Here is a 17,188-nt window from a genome sequence, read left to right as displayed (position 1 = left end):
CCGGTTCTCCAGATGAAGGGAAACAACGAGATGAGCCTGACCGGCGTGCGCATCGCGCTGCTGATTGAAGACGAGTACCAGATCCTGGAGGGCTGGTACCCCCTGCTGCGTCTGCAGGCGGCCGGCGCGGAGGTGACCGTCGTGGGCAGCGGTCGCAAGACGACGTTCGACAGCAAGGAGCACTACCCGATGGAGGCCGACGCCTCGGCCTACGAGGTCAGCGCCAGCTCCTTCGACGCCGTGGTCGTCCCCGGTGGCTTCGCCCCGGACAACATGCGGCTGCACCCACCGATGATCAACCTCGTGCGGGAGTTGTTCCAGGCCGGGCGTCTGGTCTCGGCGATCTGCCACGGTGGCTGGGTGCTGGCGTCGGCCGGTGCGCTCAAGGGCCGGCAGGCCACCGGATACCTGCCGATCCGCGACGACGTCATCAACGCCGGCGGTGAGTGGATCTACGACAAGTCGGTCGTGCAGGACGGCAACGTCATCACGTCCCGGACGCCCCCGGACCTGCCCGACTTCGTCGAGGCGATCATCGCCTACCTCGAGCAGGAGAAGGCCCAGAACGCCTGAGGTTCCGGCTGACGGAGCGGCTTGCTGCGGCCGGTGGTCGTCGCCCGACGGCGACGCGAACCGGCCGCAGCTCCACACGGGTTGAACCAACGGGAAGCGATGTCGAGATCGTGACGCACACCCTCCGGCCCGTCCGCCGGCGTGCTGCCCGACCGCCGCGCCCGGGCCCACGCCGGACACGTCCGGATCGTGGACGCGGTGACCCGGCGGTCCCCCCGGGAGGCCCGCTCCGCAGCGGCGGCCCACATCCGCGACGTCGGGCGCGACACCGTCACGAACCTCGACACGACCGAACAAGCCGTGTGACCGGACAGGGGTGATCGAACATCACCTCAGGCGTGGTCACGTGCCCAGGGCACAGGCCCGCCGCACTGAGCGAGCGAGGAAACGAATTCTATGAAGATCACTGCCGTGACCGCGACGCCGCTGGGGTCGCCGCTGCAGGAGCAGCTCCGGTGGGGGGCGATGGCCGTCGGCGTCAAAGGCGGCATCGTCGTGCAGGTCGAGACCGACGAAGGCGTGACCGGCATCGGCGAGGCCGGCTTCTCCGCCGAGTACTTCCCGACCGTCGGACCTATCATCAACAACCAGCTCGGGCCCATGATCTGCGGCACCGATCCGCTCGACATCGCGGCGCTGTGGCAGCGCATGCTCGATGCGACCCACATGTGGGGGCGGCGCGGCATCGAGACGTACGCCCTCAGCGGCATCGACATCGCCCTGTGGGATCTGCTGGGCAAGGTCTCCGGCCAGCCCGTGTACCGGCTGCTGGGAGCGGCGAAGCAGCGGGTCCGCGCCTACTTCGCACCCTCGCTCAAGCCGGTCGAGGAGATCGTGGCCGAGGCCACGGCCGCGGTGGGGAGCGGCTACACCGCGCTCAAGCTGCGGGTCGACGGGGACCTGGACAAGGCCGTCCATCTCGTCGGTTCCGTACGCGACGCCGTCGGCGACCGGGCCGACCTCATGGTCGACGCGAACATGTCCTATGACCGGCGCGGAGCGCTGAACCTGGCTCGTGAGCTGGAGTCACTGAAGGTGTCGTGGCTGGAGGAGCCCATCCTGTCCCGCAGCGTCACCCAGTACGTCGACGACCACAGCTGGTTGGCCGACCGGGTCGGCATCGCGCTCGCCGGTGGGGAGTCCCTGCTCACCCGGTACGAGTACATCGACCTGCTGCGCCGGCGGACGTTTGACATCCTGCAGCCGGACTGCACCAGCGTGGGCGGGATCTCCGAGGCCAAGCGCGTCGCCGACATGGCCAGCACCTGGAACCTGACCTGCGTGCCGCACATCGCGTGCTCCTCCGGCACGGGTGTCGCCCTGGCCGCCGGTCTCCACATGATCCTCGCGTGCCAGAACGCGCCGCTCATCGAGGTCGACGCCTACGGTGGCCCCGGGTGGGACGGCCTGCTCGTGGATCCGCTCGTCGTCAAGGACGGCTACGTCGAGGTTCAGGACCGGCCGGGCCTGGGCGTGGAGCTCGCCCCCGACGCGCACGTACGCTTCAGGGTCGACAAATGAGCGCGCCGGTGCCGAGATGACCACCGTCCCTCAGTACACGGTCACGGCCGTCCGTCTGGGCACGATGGTCGTCGACCGCAGCGCCCTGACCTTCGGCGCCGGCGCCGGCGAACCGGTGGAGATCCCGACCTGGGGGGCTGCGGTGCAGGCCGGTTCGACGCGGATGCTCATCGACACCGGCCTGGCCGAGCCCGAGCGGTGGAACGAGCGGTTCCCGTGTGCCCAGCCGCCATCCGAGACGCTTCCGCGCGCACTGGCCGAGCTCGGCTGGCACCCCAACGACGTCGATGTCGTCATCAACTCGCACCTGCACTTCGACCACGCCGGCAACAACGTCGCCCTGCCGAACGCCCAGTTCTACGTGTCGGCCGCGGAGTGGGAGTTCGCCCGGAATCCGGTGGCCACCCAGGCCTGGTCCTACGACTTCGGCTGGACCGACGAGGCCGTGACCTACATGCAGTACCGGTTCGTCGGCACCGACCACTTCGACGTCCTGCCGGGGATCCGCATCATCGCCACCCCCGGGCACACCCCCGGCCACCAGTCCGTCCTCGTCCAGACCGCGGAGGGTGTCCTCTGCGTCGCCGGCGACGCTGCCTGTCTGGTCGACAACTTCCGGCTACCCGCACCACCTGGAGTGGTGGAGAACGTGACGAGCGCGCTGACGTCGCTGCGGAAGATCGCGTCGCTGGCTGACGCCGTGTTGATCAACCACGACCCGACGATCAGCAGCTTTCAGTCCGCCGGGTTTCCCCGTTTGACGGTGCCGAGCGAGCCGTCCTCGGCCTGAAATTTCCAGCAACAACTCGTTGACACGGTCGTGACGACGACCCTAGGTTCATCATAGACATCAGGTCATCAGACCACCTGACAACTGAGTTTCCAGACGACTTTTCACGGATCTGCCCGGCGGCGCGTCGGGTCGATGAAGGAGGGCTTTGCGTGAAGCCGACAAACGACATGGCCGACGTGCTCATCGTCGGCGCGGGAGCCTCCGGCGGTGTCGCCGCGAAGCATCTCGCCGAGGCCGGGTTCAAGGTTGTCGTGCTGGAGCAGGGCAACTGGGTGGACCGCAGTGAGCTTCCCGGCAACAAACCGGAATTCGCCCTCCTGTCGGCCAAGCAGTGGCACCCGGACCCGAACGTCCGCGGCAAGAAGGACGACTACCCGGTCGACAACTCCGAGTCCGACGTTCCGATGTGGATGTACGGCGGCGTGGGCGGCTCCAGCATCCTGTACGCCGCCTGCTGGAGCCGGGCGCTGCCCTCGGACTTCCGGGTGCGGACCCTCGACGGCGTGGCTGACGACTGGCCGATCTCCTACGAGGAGCTCGAGCCGTTCTACAACCTCATGGACGTGGAGATGGGCGTCTCCGGTCTGGCCGGCAACCCCGCCTACCCGGCCGGCTACAACCCGCCGCTGCCGCCGTTCCCGATCAACAAGACCGGACGCAAGGCCGCCGAGGGGATGAACAAGCTCGGCTGGCACTGGTGGCCCGGGTACGACTCGATCCCCAGCAACGCCCCGCACCACAGCCAGGCCCAGTGCGTCCGGTACGGCATCTGCCGCATGGGCTGCCCGTCGGGTGCCAAGGGCTCCACGGATGTCACGCACTTCCCGGCCGCGATGCGCGCGGGTGCCAAGGTCATCTCCGGCGCCCGGGTGGCGCAGGTGACCACCGACGAGCGGGGCCTGGCCAACGGCGCTGTGTACATCAAGGACGGCCAGCAGTACTTCCAGCCCGCGTCGCTGGTCATCCTTTCCTCGAACGCCATCGGCACCGCGCGGCTGCTGCTGATGTCGGCTTCGAACCGGCACCCCGACGGCCTCGGCAACTCCAGCGGGCTGGTCGGCAAGCGGCTCATGGTGCATCCGTACGCCACGTCGGTCGGCATCTACGAGGACCAGCTCGACGACTGGGTCGGCCCGAGCCAGTACATCGAGTCGATGCAGTTCTACGAGACCGAGGCCTCCCGCGGGTTCGTACGCGGCTGCAAGTGGCTGCTGATGCCCTCGGACAGCCCCCTGCAGACCGTCTCGCGCTGGACCACGGGTGAAGGCGTGCGGGACGAGGAGTTCTGGGGCGATCAGTTCACCGTCAAGATGCGTCAGGCGGTGGGTCACCTGCTCGAGTGGGCGGTGGTCCCCGAGGACCTGCCGGAGGAGACCAACTACGTCTCCCTGTCGCCGGATCTGCAGGACTCCGACGGCCTGCCGGCACCGAAGATTCACTACCGCACGTCCGAGAACACCCACAAGATGCTCGACTTCAACCTCGCCCGCACGCTCGAGGCCCACCAGGCCGCCGGTGCGGTGCGGACCTGGGTGACGGAGCGCAACCGGACCTCGGGACACATCATGGGCACCGCGAAGATGGGCAACGACCCGGAGAGCTCGGTGGTTGACAAGTACTGCCGCAGCCACGACGTGCCCAACCTGTTCGTCATCGACGGCAGCGTCTTCCCGACGTCGACCGGCGTGAACATCACGGCGACCATCTGCGCCAACGCCAAGCGCGTCGCGACCTACATCAGCGACAACCACACCAACCTGGAGGTGGCACGGTGACGGTCTACCAGATCGAGCGACGGCTCACCAACGCCCAGCGGGAGCGTCTGGCCGCACTCGCCGACGTACTCATCGCCGCAGGAGCGGGCCTGCCCAGCGCCAGCCAGGCCAAGGTCCACGAGAAGTGGGTCGACCGGGCCCTGTCCGCGCGGCCGGACCTGTTCGACGGGCTGGTCGCGGCCCTCGACGGCGACGATGACCCGGCGCTGGCCGTCGACCGGCTCAAGAAGGCACAGCCTGCGCTCTTCGACACGCTCAGCTTCGTCGTCGCCGGCTCGTACCTGATGAATCCCGCGGTCACCAAGGCGCTGGGCCTGCCCGGCAACGCCCCGAAGCCCAAGCCCGCTCTGCCCGACGAGGCCGACCACTACCTGTCCGGCGGCGCCCTCGACCCGGTCATCGCGCGCGGTCCGATCTACCGGCCCACGCCAGACGCCCAGCCCAGGGCCTGATAGAGAAGAAAAAGCCATGCACATCGCAGTCTGCATCAAGCGCGTCGGCACCACGGATGACGACATCGAGTTCACCGATGACGGGCGTAGCGTCGACCCCGACTACCTGGATTACGGGCTCAACGAATGGGACGCCGCCGCGATCGCCGAAGCGCTGCGACTGCGCGATCAGGCCGGCGGCGGACGCGTCGTCGTCGTCACCGCAGGTGACGACGAGTCCGAAGAGGTCCTGGTGCAAGGGTTGGCCATGGGCGCCGACCACGCCGTTCGGGTCGAGTCCGATCCCGAGGGACTCGTGGACCCGGTCACCGTCGGCCGGGTCCTCGCCGTGGCGATCCGTCCGCTCGGGGTCGACCTCGTGCTGTGCGGCGCCCAGTCAGCGGACGCCGCACAGGGCACGACGGCGGCGGCCCTGGCCGGAGTCCTGGACCTGCCGTGCGCCACGGTCGTCACGGGCATCGACCGCGAACCGGCCGGCACGACGCTCGTGCGGCGAGAGCTCGAAGGCGGCGTCGTCGATGTGATCCGAATCAGCGGCCCGGCGGTGCTGAGCATCCAGACCGGCATCGCCGAGCCGCGGTACGTCACGCTGCGGGCGTTGCAGCAGGCCCAGCAACAGGACATCGAAGTCGTCGACGCCGACCTCGACGACCTGGGGGAGCCGGGATACCGGATCCGGCGCATGGTCCTCCCGCCGGCCGCGCGGGCAGAGATCGTCAACGGCGGCGCGGCGGCCATCGCCGCGAAGATCACCGAGCTTGTCCGGGGGGCAGCCAAGTGAACGACATCCTGGTGCTGGCGGAGCACGCCCGCGGCGTCGTGTCCGACGTGACGCGGCAGGCGGTGACCGCCGGCCGTGAGCTGAAGCAGAACAACCAGCGGCTGGTGGTCGTCGTGATCGCCGCCTCGCCCGACATCCTGACGGACGCCGTCGCTCTCGAAGGGGTCGACGAGGTGCTGGCGGTGCGGGCCGGCTCGGCCGAGTTCAACGCGGACGAGGTCGCGGCGGCGCTGCGAAACGTCATCGACGAGCGCCGCCCGGCGGCGGTACTGGCCGGCCACACCGCCAACGTCATGTCCGTTGCGCCCCAGGTCGCGCTGACCGCGGGCCTGGGCCTGGCCAGCGACGTGGTCGCCTGCGAGTTCGACGGTGACCAGCTGGTGGCCCGGCGGCCCTTCTACGGTGGCAAGGTCGAGGCCGAGCTCGAGTTCCCGGCAGGTTCGGCGTTCCTGCTGTTGCGGCCGACCGTGTGGCAGCCGTCGGGTCCCGCCGATACGCCGCCGCCAGTGGCCAGAGTGAGTGCACCCGGCACCGCGAGCAGGATCGAGAACGTCGAGCTCGTCAACCCACCCGCAGGGGACCTCGACATCACCAAGGCCGAGATCGTGCTGGCCATCGGGCGTGGCGTCGGGGAGCAGGAGAACGTCGCCCGATTCGAAGCCCTGGCCGACAAGATGGGCGTGACGCTTGCTGCCTCGCGGCCGCTCATCGACGCCGGGTGGATGCCGAAGTTCCGCCAGGTGGGTCAGTCCGGGGTCTCCGTCAAGCCGCGCCTGTACCTGGCGTTCGGCATCTCCGGAGCCGTCCAGCACATCGCCGGGATCAAGGGCAGCGAGAAGATCGTGGCGGTGAACAAGGACCCGCAGGCGCCGATTTTCGAGGTGGCCGATCTGGGATCCGTCGCGGACATCTTCGAGGTCGCCGACGAACTCGAGGCCCTGTGGTGACTGCCATCCTCTCCGCGCCGCCGGCGGGGGAGGCGACCCGGGACACGTTCCAGGGGTTCGCCACATGGCAGGTGGTGCTGTTCTACGTGCTTTCCACCGCCTCGATCGTGGTGTTCGTCTGGGGCTGCCTCCGGCTCCTCCGCCGCTACCTGGTCAACAGGGGGCGTGGTACCCGGCTGCGCCCCGGCCGCATGCTCAAGGTCGTCCTGACCCACGCGTGGATCGGGCGACGAGCGGGCCTGGTCGGCCTGGCCCACGCGGGGGTCTTCTACGGCTTCATCGTCCTGTTCGCCGGAACCACGATCCTCGCCATCAACGACCACATCACCGCCCCGCTCGGCTGGGACTTCTGGGTGGGCCCCTTCTACAAGGGCTACTCGCTGTTCCTCGACGTCTTCGGCGCGGCGATGCTCGTCGGCCTCGTCGGCTTCGCTGTCCGGCGCGCCGCTGCCCGCGGAGTCCGGCTGGACTATTCCCGTGTGGACGGCCGGCCGGTGTCGGCCAAGCGGGCTCGTTACCGGCTCGACGACTGGGTCTTCCTGTGGTCGCTGATTTTCCTCGGCGGCAGCGGGTTCCTGCTCGAGGCCCTCCGCATCGCGATCGACCCGCCTCCGTTCGAGGTGTGGTCGCCGATCGGCTACGCGCTCGGCGCGGGCCTTCACGACGCGGGACTCAGTCCCGGCGTCGCCGACGGATTGCGGCTCGGCACCTGGTGGGCACACGGCCTCGTCGCACTCGCGTTCGTGGCCGCAGTGCCGTTCACCAAGGCGATGCACATGTTCACCGGGGCCGCCGGGGTCGCCACACGCAGCGAGACGGTCAGCCGCGAGCTGCCCGCCGCGCCCGAGACCGGGTACGCGACGCTGAAGGACTTCACCACCACCCACCGGCTGGATCTCGACGCGTGCACCAAGTGCGGCAAGTGCCACGAGGTGTGCCCCGCACGGGCTTCGGCGATGCCGCTGTCGCCCCGTGACCTCATCCTCGACCTCCGCGAGGCGCAGAGCCTCGGGAACCTGAACGTTCTGGTTCCCGAGGTGGTCGCACCGCAGACGCTGTGGTCCTGCATGCAGTGCAACGCCTGCGTCGACGTGTGCCCGGTCGGCATCGAACACGTACCGATCATCAATCAGATGCGCCGGGGCTTGGTCGAGGCCGGCGAGGTCGACGCCTCCCTCGCCGGCGTGCTCACCTCGATCCAGAAGAACGGCAACAGCTTCGGCGAGTCCAAGCGCAAGCGTGCGCGGTGGACGAAGACCCTCGACTTCGAACTGCCCGACGCGCGCAAGCAGCCGGTCGATGTGCTGTGGTACGTCGGTGACTACGCCAGCCTGGACGCCCGTAACCAGCGCAACACCCAGGCTCTGGCCCGGCTTCTGCTGGAGGCGGGCGTCGACGTCGGGATCCTGTACGAGGAGGAGCGCACCGCGGGCAATGATGTGCGGCGGGCGGGCGAGGAGAGCCTGTTCCAGAACCTGGCCGCCATCAACATCCGTACCCTGTCGTCCTGCACCTTCAACCGCATCCTGACCAGTGACCCGCATTCGTTCAACACACTGCGCAACGAGTACCCGCGGCTGGGCGCGCCGTGGCAGAAGGAGCAGGTGACGCACCATTCGGTCATGCTCCTGGAGCTGATCGAAGACGGTCGCCTGTCCATCGTCAACCCGCTCGGCCGGCGCGGCACGTACCACGACCCCTGTGCTCTCGGCCGCTACAACGGGATCTTCGATGAGCCACGCCGGCTCATCGAGCGCTGCGGGATCGAGCTGGTGGAGATGCCGCGCAACCGCAGCAAGAGCTTCTGCTGCGGAGCGGGTGGCGGCCGGATCTGGATGAAGGAGACGGCGGAGCCCGGCAGTCGCCGGCCGAGCGAACAGCGCATCGACGAGGCCGTCGCGCTCGGCGATCTGGACTACTTCATCTGCGCGTGCCCCAAGGACGTGACGATGTACGAGGACGCCATAAAAACCTCGGGCCACTCGGACGTCATCGTGCTCCGGGAGATCTCCGAGCTCGTTCTGGCGGCCACTCGAGTCCCGACGGACGTCGCCGAGGCGGTGACCGCCGCGGGTTGAGCGCGACGCGGTCGGCGCTCGTGCACTCGACAGCGCCGGGTGGTGCGTGGACACGCACCACCCGGCGCGTGCGTACGCCTCAGGTGGGGTGCACGCCCGCTCGAGCGGTCATCGCCACCGCCGCCTGACCCGTCGTCAGGGCACCCCACCTGCGGTAATGTGGCACAAGGCTGCCGCCGTCCGACGGGCGTGGCGATCCCACGGTTCGGAGGTGGCACCTGGCGGACGACCGGCCGGACCGGAATGCCGCCAGTGCAGCGTTGCGTGAGCTCGGCGCGTTCGCCCACCGGTGGGAGGAACGCCGCGACGCGCTGAACACGCTCGCTGAACACTGGCGAGACGACCGGCCGGGACGGCCGACACCGGCGTCTGCGAAGTCGACACCGAACGACCACAGTCAGAACCGACCGGTCATACCTGGCCGGCTGGCGATCCTGTGGTCGCGACTACGACATCGATTCAGCCCACCCGCGGTCTAGGGTGCCGTGCCTCCCGCGTGGCCGATCGGCACCGGGCGCGAAGAATACGCGGCCCGATCGTCCCCATCGGTGTTGGGCGGCCCTTCCTGGGTAGCGCACCAGACATGGCTACGACGCAGGAGGTACTGCGATACCTGAACGCGGCCGACTACCCGGCGGACAGGGAGGCGCTGCTGCGGGAGGCGGAACGGGAGGGCGCACCACCCGACGTCCTCGCGGCGATCCGTGGGATGCCACCGGTCGTGTATCGCAACAAGGAAGAGGTCGGGCGCTCCGCGAAGACCCCGATCGCCGAGGAGACGGCCGCGGAGAAGGCGGCGAAGGCCCGCGACCGCAAGCACCAGAACGTTGCTGAGTATCTGCGCCGGCCCGGGCCGTAACACCGCCGCGGCGTCCGGCGAGGTAGGGCGCCGCGGGACCCTTGCAGGCGACGACCGACCGAACTCTTCGCCGACCGCGGCTACGACCACCACAAGCACCGCAACGCCGTCCGCCCACATCGCCCGCCGCGGCACACCTCACGGCCCAGGCGTCGGCATCTACCGGTAGGCCGTCGAGCGAACCATCGCCCCCCGCCGCGACGGGCGGCGGGGGCGACAGGTGCACGCCCCCGCGCTCGCGTCGCGCCGACGTGGTCGCGGACGATCGACGAGCTCATGCCCGGCGTGCAGCTCCGGCGGACGCCGGGGCTTTGGCGAACTCCTGCACGATGCGCTCGCAGAACGCGGGCAGGTCGTCGGGCGACCGGCTCGTGGTGATGTTGCCGTCGGTGACGACTTGCTCGTCGACCACCTCCGCACCGGCGTTGCGCAGGTCGGTGCGCACGCTCGGCCACGAGGTCAGCCGGCGACCCCGCGCGACGTCGGCCTCGACGAAGTTCCACGGGCCGTGGCAGATGGCAGCGACCGGCTTGCCCGACTGGACGAAGTCCCGGACGAACCGCACCGCGGCAGGTTCCATCCGCAGCTTGTCCGGGTTCACGGTCCCGCCCGGCAGGAGCAGCGCCTCGTAGTCGTCGATCGAAGTCGTGCCGACCAGTTGGTCGACCGTGAAGGTACCGGCATCGTCGAGGTCGTGGTCGCGGGCCCGGATCTCGCCGGTGGCGATGGAGACGACGGCGGTGTGAGCGCCGGCGTCCTCCAGCGCCTGCCGCGGCCGCTCCAGCTCGACCCGCTCCACCCCGTCGGCCGCGAGGATGGCGACGCGGCGTCCGTTCAGCACTCCAGCCATGTCACGCACCCGCCCCTGCCATCGCCGGGTGCAGGACGACCTTCGTCCAGCCCTTGTCCCGCTTGTCGAAGTGCTCGTAGGCCTCCGGCGCGCGGTCGAGGGGCAGCTCGTGGCTGACGATGAAGGACGGCTCGGCCTTGCCCGCGACGATGAGGTCGCGCAGCTGGCGGTTGTACTTCTTGACCGGCGCCTGGCCGCTGCCGATGTGCTGGCCCTTGAACCAGAACATGCCGTAGTCGAAGGCGAGCTTGCCCTGCTTCGCCAGCTCGTCGTTGGCTCCGGGGTCCTGGGGTACGAAGACGCCGACGTTGCCGATCTTCCCGGTGAAGCGGACCGAGGCGACCAACCGGTTCATCGTCAGGTTGGCGTGTTCCTCGCCGTTGGGCTCGTGCGCCTGGTAGCCGACGCACTCGCAGCCGTTGTCGGCGCCCAGCCCCATCGTCTCGTCGAGAACGGCCTGCACCGGATCGACCTTCGAGTCGTCGATGGCGATCGCGCCGATCGACTCGGCCAGTCGCAGCCGGTCGGGATGCCGGTCGACGACCATCACCTTGCTCGCCCCGCGGATGGTCGCCGAGAGGGCCGCCATCAGCCCGACCGGGCCCGCGCCGTAGATGACCGTCTGGTCACCGGGCTGCACGCCGGCCATCTCGGTGGCGTGGTACCCGGTCGGGAAGATGTCGGCCAGCATCACGTAGTCCGTCTGGCGCTGTTCGGCGTCCTCACCCAGCCGCAGGCAGTTGAAGTCCCCCCAGGGCACGCGCAACAGCTCCGCCTGCCCGCCGCCATACGGGCCCATGTCGGCGAAGCCGTACGCGGCGCCGGCCATGTTCGGCTCCGGCTGGGCGGTCAGGCAGTAGTTCGTCAGCTGCCGCTCGCAGTTCTTGCAGTGTCCGCACGAGATGTTGAACGGCAGGACGACCCAGTCGCCCACCCGAATCTTGTCGACGCCGCCGCCGACCTCGACCACCTGACCCAGGTTCTCGTGCCCGAACCAGCGGCCCCGCTCGAAATCGGTCCGGCCCTCGTACATGTGCAGGTCCGAGCCGCAGATGTTCGCCGAGGTGATGCGAACCAGGACGTCGGTCGGCCGCTCGATCCGCGCGTCCGGCACATCCTTGACGCTGACCTGCCGCGGCCCCTCGTACACTACTGCCTTCATTAGGCGTTCCCCGTTCGTCGATGCCTCCCTCGGCTCCGGACCTGGGCCGAGATCCTCAGTACATACTCGAAGCGAATCGCCCCGTGCCCGTATCGGCGTTTGTGCAACCGATCTGGCTGCGGTCCGGCGGCTCCGTGACCGTGCTGCAGGCCAATGGTGGCTCTGCGCCACGTCGAGGGCCTGACCTACAGCGAGTGATCAGGACGGACGCGCTCGGTTAGGTGACACCGCGGTGGGTATTGGTGGCTGGAATGACGCGCCCCGGCACATGGGTGACGCGGTGGACCGACGACGACCTGCGCCGGCTCAAGCCCTGACGGGCACCCGCGTTGGGCCGCCCGGCGAACGCGGCGGCCCAACGCGGCATCCGTCCGGCGCCGGCCCTGGGACTACGCGTCCTTCTCGTCCCGCCAGCCGCCGGGCTCGGGGTGGTAGCCGTACGCGGCGGCCCGCACCGTGTCCTCGTCCTCCAGCCCGGAGCCGATCGCGCCGCCGACGGTGGCCAGTGAGCTGATGATCCAGGCGAGTGTCAGATAGTCGATGAGACCGACCGGCCGCTGCAGGGCCTGTCGCAGCACCGACGTGTCGATCAGGAGCCCCGCGGCGAGGACTGTGCCGGTGAACAGCACGAGGTAGGAGACCGTGGTGGCCAGGGTGAGCGTGATGACGGTGCCCAGGTTGAACAGCCGGGCCACCTCGGCCGGGGTCTGTTCGTCCGGTCGCTCCCACAGGTCGTGCGCGACGATCAGCCAGGTCACCAGCGCGGTCAGCCCGACCAGCATGATCACGGTGAGGCGGAGTCCGCCGAGTGCGTCGCCCATCTTCCAGATGGTGTTCGAGGCGAGCGCGAACGCGGCCGAGCCGAAGGCGCCGACCAGGAGTTTGGACAGGCCCAGCAGGGCGCGCCCGGGGCGGTTGGCCCGGACCATGCCGGACACCAGCCGGATTCGGCCGGTCAGCGGCGAAGCCAGGCAACTCAGCTCCGCGGTCTCCTCGCCCACCACGCGGCGGACGGCGGCAACCCGGCTGGTCAGTTCGGCCGGCGCCCAGCCGGCCGGCGACACCCGGTCGTCGGAGGCATCCGTGAGTAGCCGGCTCACGAGATCCGGGACGGCTGCGCGGACCGCGCGGAGCTGGCACAGTCCCAGCGCGGGCAAGGACACCGCCGCAACCCGTCGCCGAGCGGAGACGTGCGCGACAAGCGGCACCCGCTCGCTGTACAGCGGGAGGTCCGTCAGGCAGATCGCGACGTCCCACCGGGCATCGGCGCAACGGCGACCAAGATCGTCGATCAGGGCCTCGACGCCGCCGTCGCGGCGCGGCGCCACGTCACCCCACCCTTCCCGGACGGTCCAGAGCACCTCCGCGTCCACCCGCTCGGCGAGCCGATCGGCCAGCTCGGCGGCGAGCCGCGCAACCACCTGGGCCGGGTAGTCCGGCGGGGTCGCCACCAGGCCGACGACGATCTCCGGACGACGCCGAGCAATGGTGGCCATCGATACCCCTCACTCGTCTGCCGACCGAGATCACTCGTCCGACTACCCGGTCACGGGAGAGACATGCGGGGGGCTGTCCACATTCACCGGCTGGTCTTGGTTGAGGTCTTGGACCGCATGGCGAAGGGCAAGCTCAAGACCGAGCACCTGGCGACTCACACCATGCCGCTGGAACAGGGTCCGACCGGCTACGACATCTTCAAGGACAAGAAGGACGGCTGCGTCCGGACCGTCTTCGTGCCGTGAGGCAAGCCGGTGAATGCGACCCCCGGCCCGTCCGGCGAACCCGGACGGCCCGGGCGGAGGACTTCCGCGTCAAGGGTCATCCGACAGGTCGCATGCGCGGAGGTGGACTATCTGGGTGAGTCTGTCGGCAGCCGGCTGAGCATCTCGCGGGCCTGGTCTGCCACGTCGGCGTCGACGGTGATGGTGTAGTTGTCGGCTTGCAGTGTGGGGGTGGAAGTGAAGTCGCGCTGTCCCCGGGTCATGGCGTGGGCGAGCGCGCCGAAGGCGGCGCCCCAGACCGCGCCGGCGACAACCGCGAAGACCAGGACCCGCCACCAGGCGCCGACGGCGAACGCGCCGAAGAGGATACCGATCAGCAGACCGAACCATGCGCCGGTGCCGGCGCCGGCGAGTGCCGCCCGGCCGGTCGTCATCCGGCCGTGGACCTGTTCGACCAGTCGGAGGTCGGAGCCGACGATCCGGACGCGGTCGACCGGGAATTGGCTGTCGGAGAGGAAGTCGACGGCGCGTTGTGCGCGGGCGTAGTCGGGGTAGCTGGCGACCGCTATGGTTGCCCGTCCGGTGCCGTCGCGCCTGTCAGCGGTGTTGTCGTCGTGGGTTGCCGGGCGGGTGCCTGACGGCCCCCGTGGCACGGTGTCGTTGTTGCGCAGGCTGGATGCGCTGCGGTTCGGGTAGGTCATGTCGTCCTCCTGCCGGTCCGGGGTTGAGCTCCGATCTCCTGAGCCCCCGTGCCCTATGGCTGGTCGGTCCGGATGGGACAGCCACGCTCTGTCAGCGTGGGGCGGCGCCGGTCAGCGTTACGGACGCGGCGGGAGCGGAAAGCGCAGTGCCGCCGCGACACGATGCGGGCGCAGCTGCGGGTTGTCCGCGACGTGTTCCACCGCGCCGCCCTCCTCGATGACGAATTCGGCCAGCTCGTCGAGGACGTCCGGGGTCTCCCGGGTGGGCTGCCCGCACAGCGGGCACTGCCGGCCGGTGGTACCCAGCCAGCCGGACTCGTCGCAGACCACGCCGGGAACGGCCGTACCCTCGTCGATCACGAGCTGTTGCACGGCGGCCACGGAGCCGGCCCAGAGGCACGGCTCCAGCCCGGTCGCGGCGGGCCGGCCTTCTGCGACCGCCTCGAAGATCTCGTCGACCAGCCGTTGTTCCTCTTGGCGCTCGTAGCGTTCCATGATGGCCTCGGCGCTGCGCCGGATGTCGGCTGCGGTCGCGGTGTCCGGGTCGACGGTGAAGGTTCCGGCCACCCGGGAGGCTACGTCGCGGGACAGGAACCCGGTGACGGCCGTCATCTCGTGCGGATGCCCGCCGAGGGCGACCACGTCGAATCCTTCGGTACGCAGCAGTTCGTCGAGCACGGAGCCGACCCGCCGGTAGTGGTGCTTGCTCAGTTCGTCGGCCTTGTTGCGGACCCGGTACTCCGCCCTGCCGGCGGCGAAGTTGGGTTTGCGCAGCGCCGGGTCCTTGATCTGGGTGACTTCCCGCATCTCGCCCAGGTAGAGTTCCCAGACCTGCGCCCAGGCCTTGTCCACCAGCACCACACACATGCGGTGGTACTCGTCGAGGACCGCCAGCATCGGGCGGACCCACGGCGTCGCGTCCACCACGATGCGGTCTCGGACCGGCCGGGGCAGCGAGACCTGCTCGAACAGTCCGTTGCCGCCGCTGGCGAAGATGCCGAGGCCACCGGGTTGCAGCCGTTCCTCGTGGGCGAGCTCGTCGATGCGCTGCATATCGGCCCGTACCGACAGCCGTACGTCGTGTTCCAGCGCCATGTCCTCGCTCAGCGGCTTGATCTGGTGCAGCAGGCTCGCAACCTGGCTGGGAGCGGACTTGTCCGGCCCGATCCCGACATACATCGAGATCACCGGGAAGCGGCCACCCTGGAACCGGATGATGCGGTTGACGACGTCCTGGGAGATCATGCGAAGGTCCCTCCGGTATGGGACAGCGCGGCATGGGTCGCGCGGGGAACTCGGCGCTGCTACCCGGATCGGCACCGCCTAACCGCGCCTGCGGCCGCGCACTGCGACGGAAGATCCGGGTCAGTTGTCGTGCGGCTTTCCAGCCCACGTCCGGAGCGCGGCGCGCCGGGTGGAGCAGCTCGCACCTCATGATTCCCGGACGTGCAATGGATGAGCGGCGCCGGGCGGCTGCGGTCAGCCGAGCGCGTCGGTGATGGGCGTGTCCGCGGGCATGGTCACGACCAGCTTCCGGTTGGCGAACTCCTTGAAGCCGACGGAGGACAGCTCCCGTCCGTACCCGGACAGCTTGATGCCGCCGAAGGGCAGGTGCGGCTCGGACGACGTCGGGTGGTTGATCCACACCATCCCGCTGTCGATCCGGTGTGCGACCGACCGGGCCCGCTCCAGATCGCTGCCGAACACGGCACCGCCGAGGCCGTAGGGCGAGTCGTTGGCGAGCGCGACCGCCTCGTCATCGCTGTCCACCTGATGGACAACGGCGACCGGACCGAACAGTTCCTCGTGGTAGGCGCGCATCGCCGGGGTGACACCGACGAGGACCGTGGGTTGCATGAATGCGCCGGGGCGATCGACCCGACCGCCACCGACGACCGCGATGGCGCCCTTGTCGAGGGCATCGAGGACCTGGTCCGACAGCTTGTCGGCGGCGCGATCCGAGGACAGCGGTGCCAGCGTGGTGGCCTCGTCCGCGGGATCGCCGGGCTGCAGCACGCGCATACGCTGGGCAAGCGCGGCCACGAACCGGTCGAACGCGCCTGACAGCACGATCAGCCGCTTGGCGCTCACGCAGCTCTGCCCCATGTTGTGCATGCGCCCCGCCATGGCCGCATCGACGGTGTGCTCGAGGTTGTCGCCGTCGAGGACGACGAACGGATCGCTGCCGCCCAGCTCCAGGACACTCTTCTTCGTGGCGCGCCCGGCTGCGGCCCCGACGCTGGCGCCGCCGCGCTCGCTGCCGGTCAGCGATGCCCCGCGCACCACGTCGAGTTCCACGACGCGATCGACCTCGGAGCCGGTGATCAACAGGTTGGTGTACACCCCCTGCGGTATCCCCGCGTCGGTGAACAGTCGCTCCATGGCCAGCGCCGACTGCGGGGTGTTGCTCGCGTGCTTGAGCAGGATCGTGTTGCCCAGCACCAGATTCGGTCCGGCGAACCGCACCACCTGGTACACCGGGAAGTTCCACGGCTGGGCGCCCACGATCACACCCAGGGGATCGTTGACGACGGCGGCCGACCCGCCGTCGAGCTCCAACGGCTCGTCGGCGAGCAGCCCGGGCCCTTCATCGGCGCAGTACTGCAGGATCCTCGCGGACAGGTCCATCTCGGCGCGGCTGTGCCCGATGAGCTTGCCCATCTCCAGCGTCACCAGTTGGGCCAGCTCCTCGCCGCGCTCGCGGAGCAGCCGTGCGGCCCGGCCGACCAACGCGGCCCGTTCGTCGACGCCGACCCGGCGCCAGGACTGGAACGCGTGGTGGGCGCGCTGCGCCGCGTTGTCGACGGCCTCCCGGCTCATGGGCGGGAACTCACGGACGAGCTGGTTGTTGTAGGGGTTGACGGTGGCGATCGGGCTGTGCCGGACAGCCGAGGACGTAGACATGGGGTACTCCCTCGCGCAACGGGTCGGGGGACCATGACTGCTACCCTGCGAGCACCGTCTGAACCGGCTTG

The 17,188-nt window shown here is 69.5% G+C and carries 16 protein-coding genes and 1 pseudogene; 11 read left to right on the top strand and 6 right to left on the bottom strand.

The genetic code is table 11. The features are described 5' to 3' along the window. Nucleotides 1-12 precede the first annotated feature (12 nt). The 10 genes and pseudogenes from ABD332_RS52770 to ABD332_RS60325 form a co-directional block, all read left to right on the top strand. Nucleotides 13-573: a type 1 glutamine amidotransferase domain-containing protein gene (locus ABD332_RS52770; protein ID WP_344513440.1), complete on the top strand. Its 561-nt coding sequence runs from the start codon at nt 13-15 to the stop codon at nt 571-573. Between the two features lie 396 nt (nt 574-969). Next, complete coding sequence (locus ABD332_RS52760) at nt 970-2,094, top strand: mandelate racemase/muconate lactonizing enzyme family protein (RefSeq protein WP_344513436.1); 1,125 nt, start codon at nt 970-972, stop codon at nt 2,092-2,094. Nucleotides 2,095-2,110: 16 nt separating this feature from the next. Next, nucleotides 2,111-2,884: an N-acyl homoserine lactonase family protein gene (locus ABD332_RS52755; protein ID WP_344513434.1), complete on the top strand. Its 774-nt coding sequence runs from the start codon at nt 2,111-2,113 to the stop codon at nt 2,882-2,884. Nucleotides 2,885-3,036: 152 nt separating this feature from the next. Further along, nucleotides 3,037-4,662 (top strand): GMC family oxidoreductase, encoded by a 1,626-nt coding sequence (locus ABD332_RS52750; protein ID WP_344513432.1) that lies wholly within the window; start codon nt 3,037-3,039, stop codon nt 4,660-4,662. Continuing rightward, on the top strand, nt 4,659-5,114 hold the full coding sequence (locus ABD332_RS52745) for a hypothetical protein (protein WP_344513430.1): 456 nt from the start codon (nt 4,659-4,661) through the stop codon (nt 5,112-5,114). Before ABD332_RS52750 ends, ABD332_RS52745 begins: the two co-directional genes overlap by 4 nt. A gap of 16 nt (nt 5,115-5,130) precedes the next feature. Next, entirely contained in the window at nt 5,131-5,895 is a 765-nt protein-coding gene (locus ABD332_RS52740) for an electron transfer flavoprotein subunit beta/FixA family protein (protein ID WP_344513428.1), read from the top strand. Continuing rightward, nucleotides 5,892-6,842: an electron transfer flavoprotein subunit alpha/FixB family protein gene (locus ABD332_RS52735; protein WP_344513426.1), complete on the top strand. Its 951-nt coding sequence runs from the start codon at nt 5,892-5,894 to the stop codon at nt 6,840-6,842. The genes ABD332_RS52740 and ABD332_RS52735 overlap by 4 nt, the downstream gene beginning before the upstream one ends. Continuing rightward, nucleotides 6,839-8,920 (top strand): heterodisulfide reductase-related iron-sulfur binding cluster, encoded by a 2,082-nt coding sequence (locus tag ABD332_RS52730; RefSeq protein ID WP_344513424.1) that lies wholly within the window; start codon nt 6,839-6,841, stop codon nt 8,918-8,920. The genes ABD332_RS52735 and ABD332_RS52730 overlap by 4 nt, the downstream gene beginning before the upstream one ends. A gap of 583 nt (nt 8,921-9,503) precedes the next feature. Then, on the top strand, nt 9,504-9,779 hold the full coding sequence (locus ABD332_RS52725; RefSeq protein WP_344513423.1) for a DUF2795 domain-containing protein: 276 nt from the start codon (nt 9,504-9,506) through the stop codon (nt 9,777-9,779). An 18-nt stretch (nt 9,780-9,797) separates the two neighbouring features. Further along, nucleotides 9,798-9,945, top strand: a pseudogene (locus ABD332_RS60325) (IS5/IS1182 family transposase); the annotation flags it as partial. Between the two features lie 108 nt (nt 9,946-10,053). Here the strand turns inward: ABD332_RS60325 and ABD332_RS52715 are convergent. From ABD332_RS52715 to ABD332_RS52705, 3 genes are all read right to left on the bottom strand, one after another. Beyond that, nucleotides 10,054-10,629, bottom strand: a complete 576-nt coding sequence (locus ABD332_RS52715; RefSeq protein WP_344513421.1) for a type 1 glutamine amidotransferase domain-containing protein — start codon at nt 10,627-10,629, stop codon at nt 10,054-10,056. A gap of 1 nt (nt 10,630) precedes the next feature. Beyond that, nucleotides 10,631-11,791, bottom strand: coding sequence for a glutathione-independent formaldehyde dehydrogenase (locus ABD332_RS52710; RefSeq protein WP_344513419.1), 1,161 nt, complete (start codon nt 11,789-11,791; stop codon nt 10,631-10,633). Nucleotides 11,792-12,180: 389 nt separating this feature from the next. Next, nucleotides 12,181-13,287 carry a hypothetical protein gene (locus tag ABD332_RS52705; protein ID WP_344513417.1) on the bottom strand — a complete coding sequence of 369 codons (1,107 nt, stop codon included), beginning with the start codon at nt 13,285-13,287 and terminating at the stop codon, nt 12,181-12,183. Between the two features lie 96 nt (nt 13,288-13,383). On the opposite strand from ABD332_RS52705, the gene ABD332_RS52700 reads away from it, so the two are divergent. After that, the gene (locus tag ABD332_RS52700; protein WP_425552433.1) at nt 13,384-13,533 is read left to right on the top strand and encodes a hypothetical protein; all 150 of its coding nucleotides are present in this window, start codon (nt 13,384-13,386) and stop codon (nt 13,531-13,533) included. A gap of 107 nt (nt 13,534-13,640) precedes the next feature. On the opposite strand, the gene ABD332_RS52695 is transcribed toward ABD332_RS52700, so the two are convergent. The 3 genes from ABD332_RS52695 to ABD332_RS52685 form a co-directional block, all read right to left on the bottom strand. Further along, nucleotides 13,641-14,213, bottom strand: a complete 573-nt coding sequence (locus ABD332_RS52695) for a YflT domain-containing protein (RefSeq protein ID WP_344513415.1) — start codon at nt 14,211-14,213, stop codon at nt 13,641-13,643. A 117-nt stretch (nt 14,214-14,330) separates the two neighbouring features. Further along, nucleotides 14,331-15,458, bottom strand: coding sequence for a baeRF10 domain-containing protein (locus ABD332_RS52690; RefSeq protein ID WP_344513413.1), 1,128 nt, complete (start codon nt 15,456-15,458; stop codon nt 14,331-14,333). Nucleotides 15,459-15,692: 234 nt separating this feature from the next. Beyond that, a complete protein-coding gene (locus ABD332_RS52685; protein WP_344513411.1) occupies nt 15,693-17,117 on the bottom strand; it encodes an NAD-dependent succinate-semialdehyde dehydrogenase in 1,425 nt (474 codons plus the stop codon). Nucleotides 17,118-17,188: the final 71 nt, after the last annotated feature.

Source organism: Dactylosporangium maewongense (genome assembly GCF_039531485.1).
In the GTDB taxonomy this organism is placed as follows: Bacteria; Actinomycetota; Actinomycetes; order Mycobacteriales; family Micromonosporaceae; genus Dactylosporangium; species Dactylosporangium maewongense.
This window is presented reverse-complemented; position numbering and strand designations above follow the sequence as displayed.

What these genes read in the sequence shown, in the direction of transcription:
- ABD332_RS52710 (WP_344513419.1), bottom strand. Translation starts at nt 11,791, where the DNA reads ATGAAGGCAGTAGTGTACGAGGGGCCGCGGCAGGTCAGCGTCAAGGAT.
- ABD332_RS52725 (WP_344513423.1), top strand. Translation starts at nt 9,504, where the DNA reads ATGGCTACGACGCAGGAGGTACTGCGATACCTGAACGCGGCCGACTAC.
- ABD332_RS52690 (WP_344513413.1), bottom strand. Translation starts at nt 15,458, where the DNA reads ATGATCTCCCAGGACGTCGTCAACCGCATCATCCGGTTCCAGGGTGGC.
- ABD332_RS52705 (WP_344513417.1), bottom strand. Translation starts at nt 13,287, where the DNA reads ATGGCCACCATTGCTCGGCGTCGTCCGGAGATCGTCGTCGGCCTGGTG.
- ABD332_RS52770 (WP_344513440.1), top strand. Translation starts at nt 13, where the DNA reads ATGAAGGGAAACAACGAGATGAGCCTGACCGGCGTGCGCATCGCGCTG.
- ABD332_RS52740 (WP_344513428.1), top strand. Translation starts at nt 5,131, where the DNA reads ATGCACATCGCAGTCTGCATCAAGCGCGTCGGCACCACGGATGACGAC.
- ABD332_RS52755 (WP_344513434.1), top strand. Translation starts at nt 2,111, where the DNA reads ATGACCACCGTCCCTCAGTACACGGTCACGGCCGTCCGTCTGGGCACG.
- ABD332_RS52685 (WP_344513411.1), bottom strand. Translation starts at nt 17,117, where the DNA reads ATGTCTACGTCCTCGGCTGTCCGGCACAGCCCGATCGCCACCGTCAAC.
- ABD332_RS52695 (WP_344513415.1), bottom strand. Translation starts at nt 14,213, where the DNA reads ATGACCTACCCGAACCGCAGCGCATCCAGCCTGCGCAACAACGACACC.
- ABD332_RS52715 (WP_344513421.1), bottom strand. Translation starts at nt 10,629, where the DNA reads ATGGCTGGAGTGCTGAACGGACGCCGCGTCGCCATCCTCGCGGCCGAC.
- ABD332_RS52760 (WP_344513436.1), top strand. Translation starts at nt 970, where the DNA reads ATGAAGATCACTGCCGTGACCGCGACGCCGCTGGGGTCGCCGCTGCAG.